Source organism: Testudinibacter sp. P80/BLE/0925 (assembly GCF_053570785.1).
The window spans coordinates 64284-82730 of record NZ_CM131636.1; the positions used below are offsets into that span (position 1 = coordinate 64284).

At 44.3% G+C, this 18447-nt stretch carries 20 protein-coding genes; 7 read left to right on the forward strand and 13 right to left on the reverse strand.

Annotated elements, in window-relative coordinates; all coding sequences use genetic code 11:
• The first annotated feature begins 51 nt into the window (after positions 1–51).
• Positions 52–1206, forward strand: coding sequence for a methionine adenosyltransferase (gene metK, locus ACWA5Z_RS00225; RefSeq protein ID WP_431053249.1), 1155 nt, complete (start codon positions 52–54; stop codon positions 1204–1206).
• A 65-nt stretch (positions 1207–1271) separates the two neighbouring features.
• On the opposite strand, the gene ACWA5Z_RS00230 is transcribed toward metK, so the two are convergent.
• The 7 genes from ACWA5Z_RS00230 to lsrA all read right to left on the reverse strand — a co-directional run bounded on the left by ACWA5Z_RS00230 (position 1272) and on the right by lsrA (position 7862).
• The gene (locus ACWA5Z_RS00230; protein WP_431053251.1) at positions 1272–1961 is read right to left on the reverse strand and encodes a ribulose phosphate epimerase; all 690 of its coding nucleotides are present in this window, start codon (positions 1959–1961) and stop codon (positions 1272–1274) included.
• Positions 1948–2262 (reverse strand): (4S)-4-hydroxy-5-phosphonooxypentane-2,3-dione isomerase, encoded by a 315-nt coding sequence (lsrG, locus tag ACWA5Z_RS00235; RefSeq protein ID WP_431053253.1) that lies wholly within the window; start codon positions 2260–2262, stop codon positions 1948–1950. Before lsrG ends, ACWA5Z_RS00230 begins: the two co-directional genes overlap by 14 nt.
• Before the next feature lie 73 nt (positions 2263–2335).
• Positions 2336–3214 (reverse strand): 3-hydroxy-5-phosphonooxypentane-2,4-dione thiolase, encoded by an 879-nt coding sequence (gene lsrF, locus ACWA5Z_RS00240; RefSeq protein WP_431053255.1) that lies wholly within the window; start codon positions 3212–3214, stop codon positions 2336–2338.
• 22 nt (positions 3215–3236) lie between these two features.
• Positions 3237–4256 (reverse strand): autoinducer 2 ABC transporter substrate-binding protein LsrB, encoded by a 1020-nt coding sequence (gene lsrB / locus ACWA5Z_RS00245; protein WP_431053257.1) that lies wholly within the window; start codon positions 4254–4256, stop codon positions 3237–3239.
• Positions 4257–4312: 56 nt separating this feature from the next.
• The gene (gene lsrD, locus ACWA5Z_RS00250; protein ID WP_431053259.1) at positions 4313–5323 is read right to left on the reverse strand and encodes an autoinducer 2 ABC transporter permease LsrD; all 1011 of its coding nucleotides are present in this window, start codon (positions 5321–5323) and stop codon (positions 4313–4315) included.
• 13 nt (positions 5324–5336) lie between these two features.
• Positions 5337–6335 (reverse strand): autoinducer 2 ABC transporter permease LsrC, encoded by a 999-nt coding sequence (gene lsrC / locus ACWA5Z_RS00255; protein ID WP_431053260.1) that lies wholly within the window; start codon positions 6333–6335, stop codon positions 5337–5339.
• Between the two features lie 15 nt (positions 6336–6350).
• The gene (lsrA, locus tag ACWA5Z_RS00260) at positions 6351–7862 is read right to left on the reverse strand and encodes an autoinducer 2 ABC transporter ATP-binding protein LsrA (protein WP_431054255.1); all 1512 of its coding nucleotides are present in this window, start codon (positions 7860–7862) and stop codon (positions 6351–6353) included.
• Between the two features lie 256 nt (positions 7863–8118).
• Here lsrA and lsrR point away from each other — a divergent pair, with 256 nt between their 5' ends.
• The 4 genes from lsrR (at position 8119) to ACWA5Z_RS00280 (ending at position 12241) form a co-directional block, all read left to right on the forward strand.
• Positions 8119–9081, forward strand: coding sequence for a transcriptional regulator LsrR (gene lsrR / locus ACWA5Z_RS00265; RefSeq protein WP_431053262.1), 963 nt, complete (start codon positions 8119–8121; stop codon positions 9079–9081).
• A gap of 50 nt (positions 9082–9131) precedes the next feature.
• Positions 9132–10709, forward strand: coding sequence for an autoinducer-2 kinase (gene lsrK / locus ACWA5Z_RS00270; RefSeq protein WP_431053264.1), 1578 nt, complete (start codon positions 9132–9134; stop codon positions 10707–10709).
• A gap of 158 nt (positions 10710–10867) precedes the next feature.
• Positions 10868–11701 carry a class II glutamine amidotransferase gene (locus tag ACWA5Z_RS00275; protein ID WP_431053266.1) on the forward strand — a complete coding sequence of 278 codons (834 nt, stop codon included), beginning with the start codon at positions 10868–10870 and terminating at the stop codon, positions 11699–11701.
• A gap of 9 nt (positions 11702–11710) precedes the next feature.
• Entirely contained in the window at positions 11711–12241 is a 531-nt protein-coding gene (locus tag ACWA5Z_RS00280) for a SprT family zinc-dependent metalloprotease (RefSeq protein WP_431053268.1), read from the forward strand.
• Between the two features lie 149 nt (positions 12242–12390).
• Here the strand turns inward: ACWA5Z_RS00280 and xerC are convergent, their stop codons facing one another.
• Genes xerC through dapF form a run of 3 tightly spaced genes read right to left on the reverse strand, consistent with a single transcriptional unit; the run spans position 12391 to position 14816 of the window.
• Entirely contained in the window at positions 12391–13290 is a 900-nt protein-coding gene (gene xerC, locus ACWA5Z_RS00285) for a tyrosine recombinase XerC (RefSeq protein ID WP_431053270.1), read from the reverse strand.
• A complete protein-coding gene (locus ACWA5Z_RS00290; protein ID WP_431053272.1) occupies positions 13290–13982 on the reverse strand; it encodes a DUF484 family protein in 693 nt (230 codons plus the stop codon). Before ACWA5Z_RS00290 ends, xerC begins: the two co-directional genes overlap by 1 nt.
• Positions 13983–13991: 9 nt before the next feature.
• On the reverse strand, positions 13992–14816 hold the full coding sequence (gene dapF, locus ACWA5Z_RS00295) for a diaminopimelate epimerase (RefSeq protein WP_431053274.1): 825 nt from the start codon (positions 14814–14816) through the stop codon (positions 13992–13994).
• A 139-nt stretch (positions 14817–14955) separates the two neighbouring features.
• Here dapF and ACWA5Z_RS00300 point away from each other — a divergent pair, with 139 nt between their 5' ends.
• Entirely contained in the window at positions 14956–15192 is a 237-nt protein-coding gene (locus tag ACWA5Z_RS00300) for a hypothetical protein (RefSeq protein WP_431053276.1), read from the forward strand.
• Between the two features lie 7 nt (positions 15193–15199).
• Positions 15200–15778 carry a thymidine kinase gene (locus ACWA5Z_RS00305; protein WP_431053278.1) on the forward strand — a complete coding sequence of 193 codons (579 nt, stop codon included), beginning with the start codon at positions 15200–15202 and terminating at the stop codon, positions 15776–15778.
• A gap of 57 nt (positions 15779–15835) precedes the next feature.
• On the opposite strand, the gene pfkA is transcribed toward ACWA5Z_RS00305, so the two are convergent.
• From pfkA to ACWA5Z_RS00320, 3 genes are all read right to left on the reverse strand, one after another.
• Entirely contained in the window at positions 15836–16801 is a 966-nt protein-coding gene (gene pfkA / locus ACWA5Z_RS00310) for a 6-phosphofructokinase (RefSeq protein WP_431053279.1), read from the reverse strand.
• Between the two features lie 165 nt (positions 16802–16966).
• The gene (locus ACWA5Z_RS00315) at positions 16967–17866 is read right to left on the reverse strand and encodes a cation diffusion facilitator family transporter (protein WP_431053281.1); all 900 of its coding nucleotides are present in this window, start codon (positions 17864–17866) and stop codon (positions 16967–16969) included.
• Positions 17867–17883: 17 nt separating this feature from the next.
• Positions 17884–18447 carry a hypothetical protein gene (locus ACWA5Z_RS00320; protein WP_431053283.1) on the reverse strand — a complete coding sequence of 188 codons (564 nt, stop codon included), beginning with the start codon at positions 18445–18447 and terminating at the stop codon, positions 17884–17886.

Here is an 18447-nt window from a genome sequence, read left to right on the forward strand (position 1 = left end):
TAAAACCGTAGCCCAAGATTCTAACGTCACAAATTGAAAGAAAGAGAAATTATGTCGAATTACCTATTTACCTCCGAATCCGTTTCCGCCGGACACCCTGACAAAATCGCCGATCAGATTTCCGATGCGGTGCTTGACGCAATTATCGAACAAGATCCGAAAGCACGCGTGGCTTGCGAAACTTATGTAAAAACCGGCATGGTGTTGGTCGGCGGTGAAATCACCACCTCGGCGTGGGTCGATATTGAGCATATCGCGCGCCAAGTGATTTGCGACATCGGCTACACCTCCTCCACCATGGGCTTCGACGGGCATTCTTGCGCGGTGTTAAACGGCATCGGCAAACAATCTTCCGATATTAATCAAGGGGTTGATCGTGCAGATCCGTTGGCACAAGGAGCCGGCGACCAAGGAATTATGTTCGGTTACGCCACCAACGAAACCGATGTCTTAATGCCTGCGCCGATTACCTACGCCCACCGTTTAATGGAACAGCAAGAAAAAGTGCGCAAAAACGGCACGCTGAACTGGTTGCGCCCGGACGCCAAAAGCCAAATCACCTTCCAATACGATAAGCATAAAATCATCGGCATTGATGCGGTGGTGCTGTCCACCCAACACAGCGAAGAAGTCGATCAAAAACAGATTTACGAAGGCGTGATGGAAGAAATCATCAAGCCGATTTTGCCAAGCGAATGGCTGTCGGCAAACACTAAATATTTCATCAACCCGACCGGACGTTTTGTGATCGGCGGCCCAATGGGCGACTGCGGCCTGACCGGACGTAAAATCATCGTCGATACCTACGGCGGCGCAGCGCGTCACGGCGGCGGTGCATTCTCCGGCAAAGATCCGTCAAAAGTGGATCGCTCCGCCGCTTATGCCGCGCGCTATGTGGCAAAAAACATCGTTGCCGCCGGTCTTGCCGATCGCTGCGAAATTCAGCTTTCCTATGCCATCGGTATTGCCGAACCCACCTCAATTATGATCGAAACCTTCGGCACGGCAAAAGTGAGCGAAGCCTTATTGGTGAAACTGGTGCGCGAATTTTTCGACCTGCGCCCATACGGTTTAATCAAAATGCTGGATCTGATCAAACCAATCTACCGCAAAACCGCCACCTACGGACACTTCGGACGCGATGAATTCCCATGGGAAAAAATCGACCGCGCCGAAGAACTGAGAAGTGCGGCCGGGTTGAAGTGATAGTTGACTGAAGAGTGGAAGTGCGGTTTGAACTAAACCGCACTTTGGTATTTAACCAATTATTTTTAATTAAGCTCTACGTTCCATTGTGTTAAAGTGTTATCTAAGTTTTCATTAGCAAATAAAGCGCTTCCCGTTACAACCCAATCAATCCCTAATTGCTTTACTTTCTTTGCTAACGCTAAAGTCATTGAGCCGTCTACTGCAAGAATTTTTTCATGTCGTTTTTCACCGAGGATGTTGATAATAGATTTGATTCGCGTCGAAATCGAAAATTCATCGGCTTTAACTCCCGTTCTTGGATCTAAGGTTAAAATCTGAATCAAATCAACCTGCTCAAGATAGGGCTGTAACCGTGATAAATCCGTGTCAGGGCACAAGCTTAGTCCACTAATTATTGCTTGCTGTGAATTAATATCATCCAATATTTGAGTAAGATTACCATCACCCTCCAATTGTAAGGTGATTATCGTTGCGCCATTTTTAATACACTCTTTGGCTTGTTTTTCTTGATCACGCACCATTAAATGCACGTCTTTATAACAACAATGGGGAAATTGCTTAAGCGCATGACAACCAACCGTAAATAATGGAGAAAATTGCCCGTCTGCAATATCAAAATGCAGGAGGTGCATATGATGTTGTTTTAATGCAGACAAGGTTTGTGCGAAGGTAAGCCAATTTGACGCAAGGATACCCGTACTGATTTTTTGCGTTTTCAGCTGTCGGATTAAGGCAAGTTTAGATTTTTTCATCGCTGAAATCCTGTGGCAAAATCCAATTAAAAACGGTTTTACTTCTTGGTCCGGACATCAACGGTTCCAGCTCTTTAATACATTGATGATAATGTGCTGTCTGTCGGTGGGCTTCTAATGCGGCTTCATTTTTATACACTTCATAAGCATAAAACCGGGTTTTAATCATGGGATCTTGCAAAACATCGAAGCGTAAATTTCCCGGTTCTTTTCGAGTCCCATAATGATTGGCGGCAAAAACCTCTAAGAAAGCTTGTTCTTTTCCCTCTTTAATATTAATTTCTACCAACATAGCAAACATAGTAAGCTCCTAAATATATTTTAATTTATGCCGACAGACTCCATTTCTGTCGGCATATTTGGATCGTTAAACTTTATTTATTTTTCTCATCAAGATAAAGTTGGTACGCTTTTTCCGTATTTTCGCCTTGATGTACCACGGCATTTACGGCTTTCAGCATCGCAATCGGTGCTTCGGATTGGAAAATATTCCGTCCCATATCAACACCCGCCGCCCCTTGATCAATGGCTTGATAACACATTTCAAGCGCTTCCAACTCAGGTAGTTTTTTCCCGCCGGCAATCACAATCGGTACTGGACAGCCTGCGGTGACCCGTTCAAACCCTTTTTCAACATAATAGGTCTTGATCACGTGTGCGCCCATTTCAGCTGCGATGCGGGTTGCGAGGGAAAAATAACGTTGATCGCGAACCATATCTTTGCCGACACCGGTTACTGCCATTGTCGGCATGCCATAGCGAGTGCCTTGATCGACCAATTGAATGATATTTTTGATCGATTGGTGTTCATGCTCCGAACCAATATACACCTGCGCTGCCATCGCCGATACATTCAAACGTACTGCATCTTCCACACAAACAGCAACCGCTTCATTGGATAATTCGGTCAAGATTGAATTTGCGCCGGAAGCACGTAACACCACAGGTTTGCCCGTATCCGGCGGCACAACGCTGCGCAGAATTCCGCGAGTACACATTAATACATCGGTATATTCAAACAGCGGCGCAATATGCAAATCAATCCGCTCCAAGCCTGTTGTCGGTCCTTGAAAATAGCCGTGATCAAATGCCAACATAATGGTTTTGCCTGTTTTTGGATTAAAAATATTGGCTAAACGAGATTGCATTCCCCAGTCTAAAGCACCTAATCCTTTCATATAAAATGCTTTATTGGTTTGCGGTCTTTCTAAGCCAAAATCTTTGCCGTCTCGGATATCATCTAAATCTGCCATTCATTTATCTCCTGCTCAAAATTTAGAAATTGTAGTTATCAATATTCTCTTTTGTGAATACAACCCGCTCCGGCAACACCACGATACCGTTACCTTCCGCTTCATATTCATAACCCTGCACACTGTTTGGTGAAATTTCGACGGTTCCAACCCCTTCAATATCTAATTTATCACCTATTTTTAACGGCTTGCCTTTTAATACGTCATTTGCAACTGCAACGGATATTTTGCCTTGTTGCACCACGTCCCACAAACCGAATTGGTTTACTGTTCCGCGTTTGACATATGGACGCATCACATTTGGCGTACTAAATCCGACAATCACCACGCCTTCGCGTTTCAAATTTTCAGCCGCTTGTGCCGCCGCCGGCAATGCGTTTGCATCAGGTGCAATGATGGCATCAAGATCAGGATAGGCTTTCAAGATACCTTCTGCCGTTTGTAAGGATTTAATCGCATCGTTGTAGCCGAATTGCGTGGTCACAATTTCCCACTCCGGGTGCTCCGCTGCAATTTTATCTTTTGCCACTTTTACCCATTGATTTTGATCGGTAACCGTCGGACTGGAATAGAAAAATGCGACTTTTGCTTTTGGTTTGTTAATTTGGTCAGATGCCATTTCAACTAACATTGAGCCTAACTGGGCCGGTGTTCCTTGGTTAATATAATAACTGCGACATTCCGGATTAGTATCCGAATCCCAAGTCAGCACTTTCACCCCGCGTTTCATCGCACGTTGTAAGGTTGAACACAAACCATCCGGCGAAACCGCAGCAACTACGATTGCGTTATAGCCTTGATTAACAAAGTTATTAATCAGCTGAACTTGGTTAGACACACTCGGTTCCGTCGGTCCGTCGTAGGTGACATCAACCCCTAATGTTTTTCCCATTTCGACTGCACCCTGTCCGCCGCTGGTGAAATAACCAACACCGACCAATTTAGGAATAAAAGCGATACGATCTGCTGCTTGTACTGCGCTTACTGCTGAAAAACCCAAAGCAACGGCAAGTGCGGTTGATTTTAAAAATGGATGTTTCATAAAATTTCTCCTTATTGAGTTGTATAAAACATACCGTTACCAGTATGTCTATTTGATCATGAACGAATATTAACCACTTGCTTTCCTGTTTTACGATATAGCCAATAACGAATTGCGGCATAATTCAAACTAATTGATTTTCCGATCAAGACAATAATTAATAAAGCACCGGATAATGCACTAGAAATCTCATTGGGAATCCCCGTCATTTGTAATCCTTGCTGTAAATAACCAATTAATAAAGCCGCAATCGCAGTACCTAAAATAGAACCCGAACCGCCATAAATATTTGCACCGCCTAACACTACTGCCGTTAAAACCGGCATTAATAGCGAACTGCCAAGATCGGAACGGGCCGAGCCAAAATAAGACACCAATAATATCGCCACAAAGGCCGCAACTAACCCAATTGACGAATAAATGATAAATAATGTTTTATTAACCGGCACCGCACTATAACGCGCCGTTCTTTCACTTTGACCAACCAAAAAAGTACTTCTTCCTACAATAGTTTTATGCATTAATAACCAAAATATGATTGTCATTATGAGAAAATAAATAATCGGCGTTGGAATACCTAAAATAGTTTGATTGGCAAAATTAAGTAAGCTATCCGGGAACCCGCCAATCCCTTCATAACCGGTTGCACCGGCAAAACCGGATAATAGCAATGCGCCACCGCCATAAAGGTACATTGTTCCTAAAGTGATTACCAATGGATTCACTTTGGTATAGATAATCAAGCCCGCATTAACTAAACCACAAATTCCGCCCAGTAAAAAAGTCAGCGGGATCGCGATAAATAAAGAAATATCCGCTTTAAACAATACCCCAAGAAAAATAGCACAAAGCCCGACCGTTGAACCAAAAGAAATATCAATTCCGCCACTTACAATAATCATTGTTAATGGTAAGGCAAGCATGCCAATATAAATAAAATCACTGGTACTATATAAAAGCACATTGATATCTAGCATTCGAGGATTCAACATTCCAAATCCCATAACCTCAATAATCAATAGAAGAAAAAGCGAAACTTCCCAACCGTAATTTTTTACTTTCAACATCGTCTTCACCTTGTTATTTATTCCGAACCGTCTCTTCTTTTAAAAATCTGGCATAACGTTGTAATTTGATATTTTTTTCAATCATAATACGAATACGCCCATCAAATACCAGCACAGCAAGTAGAACAATACCGGCAACAAAATTATTCCAATAAGCAGGCACTTTCAGCAACACAAGAATCGTATCAATTTCGATTAAAAAATAAGCCCCTAAGATTGCTCCAATAATATTTCCCGAACCACCTAATAAACTGATTCCGCCTAATACGCAAGCCGCTATCGCTTTCATCTCCAAACCATTCCCGGTTGAATTTGGTACAAATCCAATCTGCGAAGCAAAAACAATACCCGCCAATGCCGCTGTGATTCCATTAATTGCAAAGGCTGAAATTCTGACAAAATTAGTCCGTACTCCTAACTGCAATGCGCCTTGTAAATTATCTCCGACGGCATAAAAATGTCTTCCTAACCGCACTTTCATTAATAAGAAATAAGCTAAAATCACTAATAGAATTAAGATCCAACCTATTAACGAAATATTAAAAAAAACCGGTTCTGACAATGATTTCAACTCTTGCGGTAGACCTTCTATCCATTTTCCTCCGGTAATTAATAACATAATCCCTTTATACAGCCCTAATGTGCCAAGTGTGGCGACAATCGCCGGAATCCTCAAAATAGTGACTAAAAATCCATTAAATAATCCTGCACATAAACCACAAAATAATGTTAATAAAAATGCCGCCAGGAGAGAATAGCCTAAATTTAATAAACTCCCCATAATGACGGCACATAACCCCATCGTTGAACCGACCGACACATCAATATTACGGGTTAAAATAACAAAGGTTGCGCCAATAGATAACAACATAACAATTTGTGCGGAATTAAAAATCATGGTTACCGTTTGAAAATTAAAATTGCCACCACCCCAGATAACCAATAATAGAAAAAGAAACAAAATCGCAAAAATAATTGTCATCTCTCGATTATTTTGTATAAATTTCCACATAAATGATTTCCTATTCTATTCGCCGCTAAATGCCATATGCATAATACTATCCGAATTAATCGCATCTCCAACCAAAGCGGAGCCAACCCTGCCATCATGCATGACTAAAACCCGATCTGACATTTGCTCTATCTCTTCCAGATCGGAAGAAATAAATAAAATTGCAACATTCTGTTCTGCGATGCTTTTTATCAGCTGATAAATATCTGCCCTAGCACCGATATCAACTCCACGGGTTGGTTCATCAATAACGAGTAATGCGGGATCGGCCTCTAAACATTTTGCAATCAAAACTTTTTGTTGGTTTCCCCCAGACAACGTCCTCACTAATTGCCCGCCATAATTAAATTTAATCCCTATCGCACGATGATAACGTTCTAAAATTGCATCTTCTTTTGCTTTATTTATCCAGAATCCCATATCGGTATAAGTCAAGCCGCAAGTATTCCATGACAACGGCGCATCCAAATATAGCCCTGAAGCTTGTCTATCTTCAGGCAGATAAACAATACCCTTATCTAACCGCTCTTTTATGCTCAGTCGGTTAATCTCTTGTCCATCAAAAATAATCTCTCCCGATTTTTCTTTTCTTAATCCATATAGCGTTTCTGCTAATTCCGTACGCCCGGCGCCAACTACACCGGCCAACCCTAAAATTTCCCCCGGATAGATTTCCAAATTAATATTCTTAAAACCTTCACCGGTTAACGCTTTGATCTGTAAAATAGGTTGATCTGTAGTTTTGATGCGATGATGACCTGGCAATTCCAACCATAATTTTTGTGATTCACTTAACTGCCCTGCTTTAGATTTAGGTTTAATCGCAGCTATAACATCATTACGATCTAATTCTCCTGTCGTACCGCTTAATGCAATAGAACCATCTCGCATCACACTAATAAAGTCGGATATCTGCCAAACTTCCGGTAATTTATGGGAAATAAAAATAATTCCTACACCTTTGGTAAGTAACGATTGGATTTTTATAAATAAACTTTCGGTTTCAACCGGTGTTAAAGAAGCTGTCGGCTCATCTAAAATTAAAATTGATGCATCACGCATCAAACCCCGCATAATTTCAACCAATTGCTGATCGGCAACTTCGAGCAATCCCGCTTGCATATCCAATTTCAAATGTGAATTCAGCTCACTAAGTAAAAGAGTCAATTTTTTTTCACTATGGCTATCCCATTTCAAGCCAAAAAGAATATTCTCTTTCACACTCAAATTAGGAAACAGCAAAGGCTCTTGCGGTACTAAATAGATCCCTAAATGATGCGCTTTATTTGGTGATAAGTTATTTTGTATCTCTCCATTTATTTCAATTGTTCCTGAATCTTGTGGTTGAATGCCCGCAATAATTTTCATTAATGTCGATTTTCCTGCGCCATTTCCACCTAGCAGCGCATGAACTTGCCCGGCGTACAACTCAAAATGGATATCTTTTAGAACTTCAACGCCAGAAAAAGACTTGCTGACACCATAAGTGGCAAGCAGCCGTTTTCTATCTGAAATATGCTCTCTTATCATCTTCTTTATCACCCTTAAGAATGAATAAATGTATTTGTATTTTTCATTTGTTCATCATCCTATAGAGTAAAAATAAAAATAACTGTGATTTAGATCGCAAAACAAGAATGAAATTAGGAAAAATTAGGAAGATTAAGGCAGTAAGCGGATACTTTGTGATCTAAATCACGCTTATACAAAAAATAAAAATGAACAATTGATAATTTTATAAATCATATGAATAATAATATTGATGGTAACAAAGGAAACAATAATGAATCATATCAAAGAAAATCTTCCTATCTCACACACTATGGGCGAAGAAGAAATACTGGCAAGAATTGCTTGGTTTTATTATCACGATAACTTAACACAGGGTGAGATTGGAAAGCGGTTGGATATTCCTCGCTTAAAAGTATCGCGTTTATTGGAAAAAGGACGCCAAATCGGCTTGATTAAAGTCCAAATTAATTCTCGTTTTAAGGGTTGCCTTGAACTGGAAGAGGCATTACGACACCATTTTCGTTTACAGCATATTCGGGTTCTGCCCGCACTTGAGCAAAATGAAATAAATACGCGCTTAGGTATCGGCGCATCACAAATGTTGATGTCCATCATGCGCCCGAACCAATTGCTCGCGATCGGTTTCGGTGAAACCATTATGCAAACAATTAAGTACAGTAACGAGTTTATCACCAATAACCAAATAAAATTAATCACGCTTTCCGGTGGGGTCGGACCTTATATGAAAGGAATTGGCGAATTAGACGGCTCTTGCAGTATCAGCATGATTCCCGCTCCGCTCCGAGCTTCATCACTTGAAGCTGCAAAATTATTTAAACGGGAAGCTTGTGTCAGAGACATTATGTTAGCCGCCGAAGCCGCTGACGTGGCAATAGTCGGGATCGGATCAACCCAGCAGAAAGGACAAGCCACCTTATTGCGTTCCGGCTATATCAATGAAGATAGCCAACAGGATCTCAGAAACAAAGGGGCTATTGGCGATATTTTAGGTTATTTCATGCAGCACGACGGTACGCTCCAACCGGATATTCCGCTACATGATGAACTCATTAGCGTTCCATTGGATAAATTAATCAAAATCCCTACGGTTATCGGTATTGCTGGCGGGGAGAATAAAGTCGAAGCTATTTTAAGCGCATTAAAAGGAAAATATATCAATTCATTAGTTACCGAAGAAAAAACGGCAAAAATGATACTGGCAAAAATCGTCTAGCCGCTAACCACTCTTTATTTTGTTAAAGCGGAAAATTGAGGAGATGTAAAATGGATAATCAATCAGATCGTTATCTCATGGCTCTTGATGCTGGCACCGGAAGTATCCGGGCTGTTATTTTTGATTTAAACGGTAATCAGATTAGTGCAGCGCAAAAAGAGTGGACTCATCTAACCGATCCTCAAATTCCCGGTTCAATGAATTTTGATTTACAAACCAACTGGCAGCTGGCAATTGACTGTATCAAACATGTTATTCAGCAAGCACAAATCGCCCCGGAGCAACTTATTTCTATCTCAACCTGTTCCATGCGGGAAGGAATTGTGCTGTATGATGATAAAAAACAACCAATTTGGGCGTGCGGTAATGTTGACGCCAGAGCAATCGAAGAAGTGCGGTACTTGAAATCATTGAATAACGGCACGTTCGAACAACAGGTTTATGAGATTTCAGGGCAAACATTGGCTTTAAGTGCTCTTCCGCGCTTGTTGTGGCTTGCCAATCACCGGCCTGAATTTTATCAAAATGTTAACGCTATCAGTATGATCAGTGATTGGTTGGCATTTATGTTAAGCGGAGAACTCGTGGTCGAACCATCGAATGCCGGCACGAGCGGTTTGCTTTGCTTAAACAGCAGAAATTGGCAGCCCGAGCTACTCGAACTGCTTGATTTAAACCCTAAAATTCTTATGCCGGTGAAAGAAACCGGGACCTTATTAGGCAATATTTTACCTGATGTCGCACAATTAACCGGATTATCGCCCAAAACCGTTGTCGTCGTCGGCGGTGGTGATGTACAACTCGGTTGCTTAGGACTCGGTATTACCGACGCGGCTCAAGCCGCTGTTATCGGCGGCACATTCTGGCAACAAGTCGTCAATCTGCCTAAAGCGGCTACCGATCCCGAAATGAATGTGCGGGTCAATCCCCATGTTATTCCGCCATTGGTACAAGCCGAATCGATCAGTTTCTTCACCGGTTTGACCATGCGTTGGTTCCGAGATGCTTTCTGTGAAGCTGAAAAACATCTTGCCAGCCAATTAGGAATCGATACTTACACTTTATTAGAACAAATGGCTGCACGTGTCCCCGTCGGATCATACGATATTGTACCGATTTTCTCCGACGCCATGCATTTTAAAGCCTGGTATCACGCGGCCCCCTCATTCATTAACCTTTCAATTGATCCCGATAAATGCAACAAAGCCGCATTATTCAGAGCATTAGAAGAAAATGCGGCTATTGTATCTTCTTGCAACTTAGATCAAGTAGAGCAATTTTCAGGCATAAAACTTTCTTCAATCGTTTTTGCCGGAGGTGGCTCAAAGGGCCATTTATGGAGTCAAATTTTAGCTGACGTCACCGGCTTAACTGTGAATATTCCAGTGGTTAAAGAAGCAACGGCTTTAGGTTGCGCCATCGCAGCTGGCGTTGGAGCAGGGATTTATTCTTCGCTGGCAGAAGCCGGTAAAAAATTAGTGAAATTTGAACGCCAACACCAACCGAATCCTGAAAACCATATCCTTTATCAAGCGCATAAAAAGAAATGGAGTGAGATATACCATCAACAATTACAACTTGTTGATGAGAATCTCACCACCTCACTTTGGAAAGCGCCGGGGTTATAATAATAAGATCGGAATACTGGCTATAGTATCGGTATTTTAGCCTTATTCCGTTTTTCTGTTTTCCTTTTTTAAACTAATTTATACTCTTTGATTATTTTACTTCTTACTAAAATTTCGTAGTATAGATGAATAAAAATTTTGGTTTTAAGGAATTTCAAATGTGCCAACTACTCGGAATGAACTGCAACACCCCGACCGATATTGTGTTTTCGTTCGAGGGCTTTCGCTGTCGTGGCGGTTTGACCGATTCGCACGCCGACGGATTTGGGATCGGCTTTTTTGAAGATAAAGGCGTGCGCTTGTTTCATGACGATAAAGCCAGTGCCACTTCGCCGGTTGCCGATTTGGTGCGTAATTATCCGATTCAGTCGAAAAATGTGATTGCGCATATCCGCAAAGCAACCCAAGGGCGGATTTTGCTTGCCAACACCCACCCGTTTATGCGTGAAATCTGGGGGCAATATTGGCTGTTTGCGCACAACGGCAATTTGAAAAACTTTCAGCCAAATGAAGGGCAATATTACCGTCCGGTCGGCACGACCGATTCCGAAACGGCATTTTGTTATCTGTTGGAAACTTTACGTCAGAAGTTCGATCACGCCCCAAGCCTTGAGCAGATTTTTACCGAAGTCAATTTGATTGCGCAACAACTGCGCCAATACGGTTTACTGAACTTTCTGTTGTCAAACGGCGAATGGCTGATTGCCCACACCGGCTCACTGTTACATTATATCGTGCGCAAAGCGCCGTTTGGCGAGGCGAAATTGGTCGATGACGATGTGCAGATTGATTTTGCTTCGGTCACCACGCCGAATGATCGGGTGGCAGTGATTGCAACAGAACCTTTAACCGATAACGAAAACTGGCAACAGTTGGCGGTTAATGAGTTGGTGCTGTTTCAAGAGGGCGAAATTGTCTTGTGCTACACGCCGGACAATCCCTATTATCCAAGCATTGCCGAAGGGTTGGAAATGGCACGGCAGGCTGTTTGACCGCTCTTTATGTCTCTTTCACTTCACGATCAACAGCGACTGCGCCATCTTAATCTGCAAATCAGCCGCCGTTTACGCAGCTGTTTGGATTTAGCCGAACGCCATTTCCAGCACACGTTTGCCATGCCGCAAGTCAATTTCAAGCTGTGCGGTGTGAAAGCCGGTGTCGCTTACCTGCAACAAAATGAAATCCGTCTGAACCGCACTTTGCTGTTGGAAAACAGCGAGGAATTTTTGCGCCAAGTCGTGCCGCATGAATTGGCGCACTTGTTGGTATATCAACTGTTCGGGCGGGTTCAACCGCACGGTAAAGAGTGGCAAATGCTGATGCAGCAGGTGTTTAACTTGCCTGCCGATACCTGCCACCAATTCGATATTCAAAACGTACAAGGCAACACTATCACCTACCGCTGCGACTGCCAAACCCACCAACTCAGCCTACGCCGCCATAATAATATCCTGCGCAATAACGTGCGCTATCATTGTCGGTTGTGCAAGGGGGTTTTGATGAAAGAAGAGGCGAAAGCGCTGGTGCGGTGATAATTTCCCTTCTCGCTTGATTGGAGATGGTGTCTAAAGGACGGATGAGGGTGAATATGCTATTCTCCCCCTCATCCTGATTTTCGCTTCTAAACGAAGCAAAAATCTGTCCTTCTCCCACTAGGGGCGAAGGACACTAGCAGCCTAACTCACTTCCGTTTCGCTCGCGGGTGGGCGGAGTCGTACACGTCGGCGAGGTGTTTGAAATCCAAATGGGTGTAGATTTGGGTGGTGGAGAGGTTGGCGTGTCCTAACAGCTCCTGCACCGCACGCAGGTCGGCGCTGGATTCCAACATATGGGTGGCAAACGAGTGGCGCAATTTATGCGGGTTTAAATGGGTCGGTAAGCCCTGCCGCTGCCCCCACACTTCCAAGCGTTTTTGAATCGCACGGTGGCTGATTCGCTTCCCACGCAAGCTGACGAACAAGGCATCGTCTTCGGGATTAAACAGCATGCGTACCGCCAACCATTTTTGAATTGCTTGTGCGGCGTAACGCCCGTACGGCAAAATCCGCTCTTTGTTGCCTTTCCCCAAGACGCGCAATTCGCGCGTGCGGCTTTGCAGATCTTGTATATTCAGCTGTTGCAATTCATTTAGCCGCAGACCGGCGCTGTACATCAATTCCATCATCGCCAAATCGCGCAGATCAATCGGTTCATTGCTGGCATTATCCAACAACTGCCCGACCTGTTCGGCTTCGATATTTTTCGGCAAACGTTTGGCTTGTTTCGGTGCGGAAACCGCGGCGGCGGGATTAACTTTAATGTCCCCTTGCGACAATAAATAATTCAGAAAACCACGCAAACTGGATAAACGCAAAGCGAGGCTTTTGGCATTCAGCCCCTGCTTACGGCTTGCTGCCAGCAAATAACGCACCACACCCGCATCCACCTGCCGCCAATTTTCAATCCCTTGCGCTTGCAACATCAGGATAATTTGTTCCAATTGATGTTGGTAATTGCTCAGGGTATGCGGGCTGAGTTGGCGCTCAATCCGTAAATAATTCCAATAACCCTGCAGCGGCTGCGAAAGTGCGGTTACGCTCATTATAATTTCTCAATCAGCCAATGATCGAGATGTTGCTCGATCATCTCGGCCAGCTGGCGCAGAAATGCGGTTTCTTGGTTGCGGTGAAAATGGCGTTCGTCTCTTGCCGCAAACAATAACACCGCGGTGTAAGGATGACGGGATTTACGTTTGCCCAACAAACAAAGCGCCACCGAGCCAACCGGAAAATCGTCCGGCAAAAACAGCAAGGTTTTTTCGCGGTGGGTCAGTGTGCCTAAATAGTGGCGCTGCAAACCGAAGCGTTCCAAACGGATAATCTCAAATGCGGTGCGATCCAACCAATTTTGCGCTTCGATTTCCTCACCCTCCACCCAACTGTCACGAAACAGCAACACCGTGCCTTTTTGCAAACCCAGTGCGGTCGTCCAGTCTTGTAATGCCGCCAAACCGTCAGGCAAGCGTTTGGCTTGTGCCAAGCGGGTTTGTAGCGGTAACAGGCTGAAAAACATGCGCTCATTGTGCTCCGCCACTTTATGAATCGTATCCAGTTCCTGTTGCTGCCGTTGCAGCTGATCGCGTTGGCGTTGCAGCTTCGCTTCCACCAGCGACAGAATACCCTTTTCCGCGTGGGTCACCTTTAGCCGATCCAACAGTTGCGGGTAATCATTGAAAAAATCAGGATTCTGCTGTAAATAATCCGCCACCGCACTTGCGCTTAATGCTTCACTCATCACAACCCCTTATAACCGAATATAACCGTCGAATAAATGGGTCGCCTCGCCGGTCATAAACAGCGGTTTACCTTCGCCTTGCCATTCGATCAACAAGTTACCACCCGGCAATGCCACTTCCACTTGTGCATCCAAAGTACCCTGCATAATGCCGACCGCCACCGCCGCACAGGCGCCGCTGCCACAAGCTTGGGTTTCGCCGGCACCACGTTCAAACACACGCAGTTTCACCTGTTTACGGTTTAAGATTTGCATAAAACCGATGTTGGCACATTCCGGAAAACGCTCGTGACTTTCCAACAAAGCACCCAAGCGTTGCACCGGTGCAGCCGCCACATCATCAACCGTTAAAACACAATGCGGATTGCCCATCGACACCACCCCGCATAACACCGTTTCCAACTCGGTGCGCAAGATATAATTTTTTTCAAATTTATTGGCAGTAAACGGTACTTTTGCCGGTTCCCAAATCGGCTCGCCCATATTGACCCGAATTTGTTCGTCCTCTTTAATATTCAATACCATTTTGCCTTTGGCAGTGCTGACGTTAATCTCTTTTTTATTGGTTAGCCCTTTCAGTTGCACAAAACGGGCAAAACAGCGCGCGCCGTTGCCGCATTGCGCCACTTCGCTACCGTCGGCATTAAAAATACGGTAGTGAAAATCCATATCCGGATCATACGGCGGCTCGACCAACAACAGTTGATCAAACCCCACGCCACGGTGCCGATCCGCCAAACGGCGAATGGTGCTCTCCGGGAAAAACACATTTTGGGTGATGCCGTCCACCACCATAAAATCGTTTCCCAAGCCGTGCATTTTTGAAAATTGCATAGTTTATCCTTAAATTTAAGTTATGCCCGCATTATAGAACCAAGATAAGGGAATGTCTAAATGATTCATGCGCCGACAGTTTGCTAACGCCCGCCATTATGATAGGATTCTGACAATGCTTTTCATCGGTGGATCCTATATGCAAAATCTTAAAAAAGTACAAGCCATGCGCGTGGCAGGATTGGGCTGTGTGCTCACCATTGCCGTGATCGGCTTTTTTCTCTTTTCCCTGCCTAGCGCACAACTGATTGATCATCTGACCGCACTTGGTGCTTGGTTCGGCGCCGGCACTACGATTGGTATCTTTGCCTTAGCGTGTTTACCGATATTGGTCAGCACATTGTGTTACTGGATTTATTATTGGCTGAAAAGCTGAGTTCATCATGGCAAAACTCTATTTTTATTACTCCACCATGAATGCCGGCAAGTCCACTACCTTGCTGCAATCTTCCTACAACTACCGAGAACGGCAAATGAACACGCTGGTTTACACTGCGGCAATTGACGATCGCTTCGGCAGCGGCAAAGTGACCTCGCGCATTGGCATCAGTCAAGAGGCGTTAGTTTTTACTGACAAAACCGATTTATACCAGCAAATCAAGCAACAAATTCAACAACAACCGCTGCATTGTATCTTAGTTGATGAAGCGCAGTTTTTGACTAAATCTCAGGTGTATCAACTGAGCGATGTCGTCGATAAACTACATATTCCGGTATTGTGTTACGGCTTACGTACCGATTTTCAGGGTGAGCTGTTTGAAGGCAGTCGCTATTTGCTTGCTTGGGCGGATCAGTTGGAAGAGCTGAAAACGATCTGTTACTGCGGACGCAAAGCCAATTTTGTACTGCGCTTAAATGCTGAGGGAGAGGTGGTCAAAGCCGGCGAACAAATCCAAATCGGCGGCAATGACCGTTATCTGTCTGTTTGCCGACGACATTATAAAGCGCGGTTAGGCAAGTAGCGGAGGAACTAAAAAACCCGCTAAATCAGCGGGTTTTGTCTGTGTAATGAATAAGGATTAATACAAGATTCTTGAGGCTTCGAACCAATCCGCTTTAAACGGGCGCTTCATATTGGTGATGGCATCAATAATATCGTGGTGTACCAGTTTCTCATTTTGAATACCGATACAACGTCCGCCGATACCCTCTTTCAACAACTCGACCGCATAAACCCCCATACGCGAAGCCAAAATACGGTCAAAGGCGCAAGGCGCACCGCCGCGTTGCACATGCCCTAAAATCGTAGCCCGGGCTTCCAGTTTAACGCGCGATTCGATTTCTTTTGCCAACTCATTAACATCACAAATATGTTCTGTGATGGCGATAATGGCGTGGCGTTTCCCTTTGTGGAAACCGTATTCGACTTTCTTGATCAAAGCTTCACGCTCAAACGGACGCTCCGGCACGACGATAAATTCACAACCGCCGGCAATCGCTGCGCCTAAGGTTAAATCGCCGCAATGGCGCCCCATAATTTCGATAATCGAAACGCGTTGGTGCGAACTGGAAGTATCGCGCAAACGGTCAATCGCTTCCAAGGCGGTTTCAAGTGCGGTTTGGAAACCAATGGTATAATCCGTGCCGGCAACATCATTGTCAATCGTGCCGGGAATCCCGATACAAGGAAAACCGTATTCTTCGGTAATCAATTTCGCGCCCATATACGAACCGTCCCCGCCGATTACGACTAAAGAATCAATCCCGTGTTGACGCAAATTGTCCACCGCTTTGGCACGAATTGCCGGATCTTTAAATTCAGGGAAACGCGCCGAGCCTAAAAATGTGCCGCCGCGCCCGATAATATCGGAAACGGAAAAACGCTCTAATTTTTTGATTTCGTTATGATAGAGTCCTGAATATCCATTATATACGCCATAAACTTCTATGCCTTCAAACAGCGCTGCTCGCACCACGCCGCGAATTGCCGCATTCATGCCCGGGGCGTCGCCGCCGCTGGTTAAAATAGCAACTTTCTTTACCATGTTGAGTTACCTTCTATTTAATTTTGATTGAAAAATAATTTTGTGTGTAGGGTACACGATCCCTGGTTTACTCTCTATAGGAAAATGATTTTTTTCTGATTTTTTCTTCAGCCGTTAACATTTTATCAATTTTATGTTGCGATTTTATGACAAATACAAAACACTTCAGATTTTTTGCAATGTTTGTTCTTTTTGCACCACTGAGGTCGGCTCTTGGTGAATGATAATATCCGACATCGGGAATGCCATTAATAGTCGATTTTCGAGGTTATCCGTGATTTGATGTGCTTTCCACAACGGCAGATTATCGTCCAGTTCCAAGTGCAACTGGATAAACCGAATCGCGCCCGAACGACGGGTGCGCAAATCATGAATACCGATAATTTCCTGCTGGCTGGAGGCAATTTCCCAAATGGTTTCAATTTCCTTCTCCGGCAAAGTGCGGTCAAGCAGCAGTTGGATCGATTCAAACAGCATTTTGAGGGCATTCGCCAAAATATACAGCGCAATCAGCAGCGCAAAAATCCCATCGGCGTAAATATAGCCGAAGGCACTCAAACCCAATGACAGCAAGACGGCTACATTCATCAACAGATCGGTTTCATAGTGCAGTTTGTCAGCGCGAATTGCCGGGCTCTGAGTGTTACGAATGACATAAGTTTGATAGCGGATTAGCGCCAAAGTAAATATTAAAGCAATCACGGTGACGGCAATCCCGATGGAGGCGGATTGCAGCGGCTGCGGGTTAATGATGCGCTCAATACCTTGTAACAACAACAAGATCGCAGAACCGGAAATAAACGCGCCTTGAATCAGCGTGGCTAACGATTCCGCCTTGCCGTGTCCGAACGAGTGGTTGTCATCGGCAGGCATCAGTGAAAAACGCAGAATAATCATACTGGTGAACGAAGCAAGCAGATCCAACAACGAATCAGTGATCGACGCCAGCATGCTGACGGAGCCGGTCTGCCACCAAGCCACGCCTTTGATTAAAATCAGGCTAAGTGCGGTGCAAACGGCCAACACTGAAGCGCGGCGTACCAAACGTCCATATTTTTCATGCATAATCAATCACCCCACTTTTAATTACACTGCCATGTCCACGGCTGTTGTTGCAATTGTTGTAAGATTTTATGCGCCTTTGGATAAATTTGCCGTTGCAGAAAAGCCTGTTCTTTCGCTTTTGCCTGCGGTTTAGCGTTCACACCATAGCTATATTGAAATTCTAAAAAGCCGCAATCCGCCATATTCCGCCCCTTCGCCAGTTCGACGCCCCAATAGGCAAAACGCTCGCTCGGGCGGTAAACCAGTTGCGAATATAAGGTCTCATCCGTAATCGACATTTCGGCCAAGGTATTATCGCTTTGCTGATAACTTTTTTGCCGCAGTTCCAAGCGTTGCCGCAGGCTTAACTCCTGTTTATTACGGTCGAAAAACAGCACGGCTTTTTCCCTTGAGCCGCTATTGCCGTTCGGGTGATAGACATAGCGCACCATTTCCACTAAATCGACGCTTTTACCACGTTGGAAAGTTTTGCCATTGAATTTGATCTTTTCCGGTGCTTGGAAGGTTTTACTCTGTTCAACCGACGAGCAAGCGCTGAACAATAAGCACAACGCCAATAAAAAAACGGATTTGATCGCCAT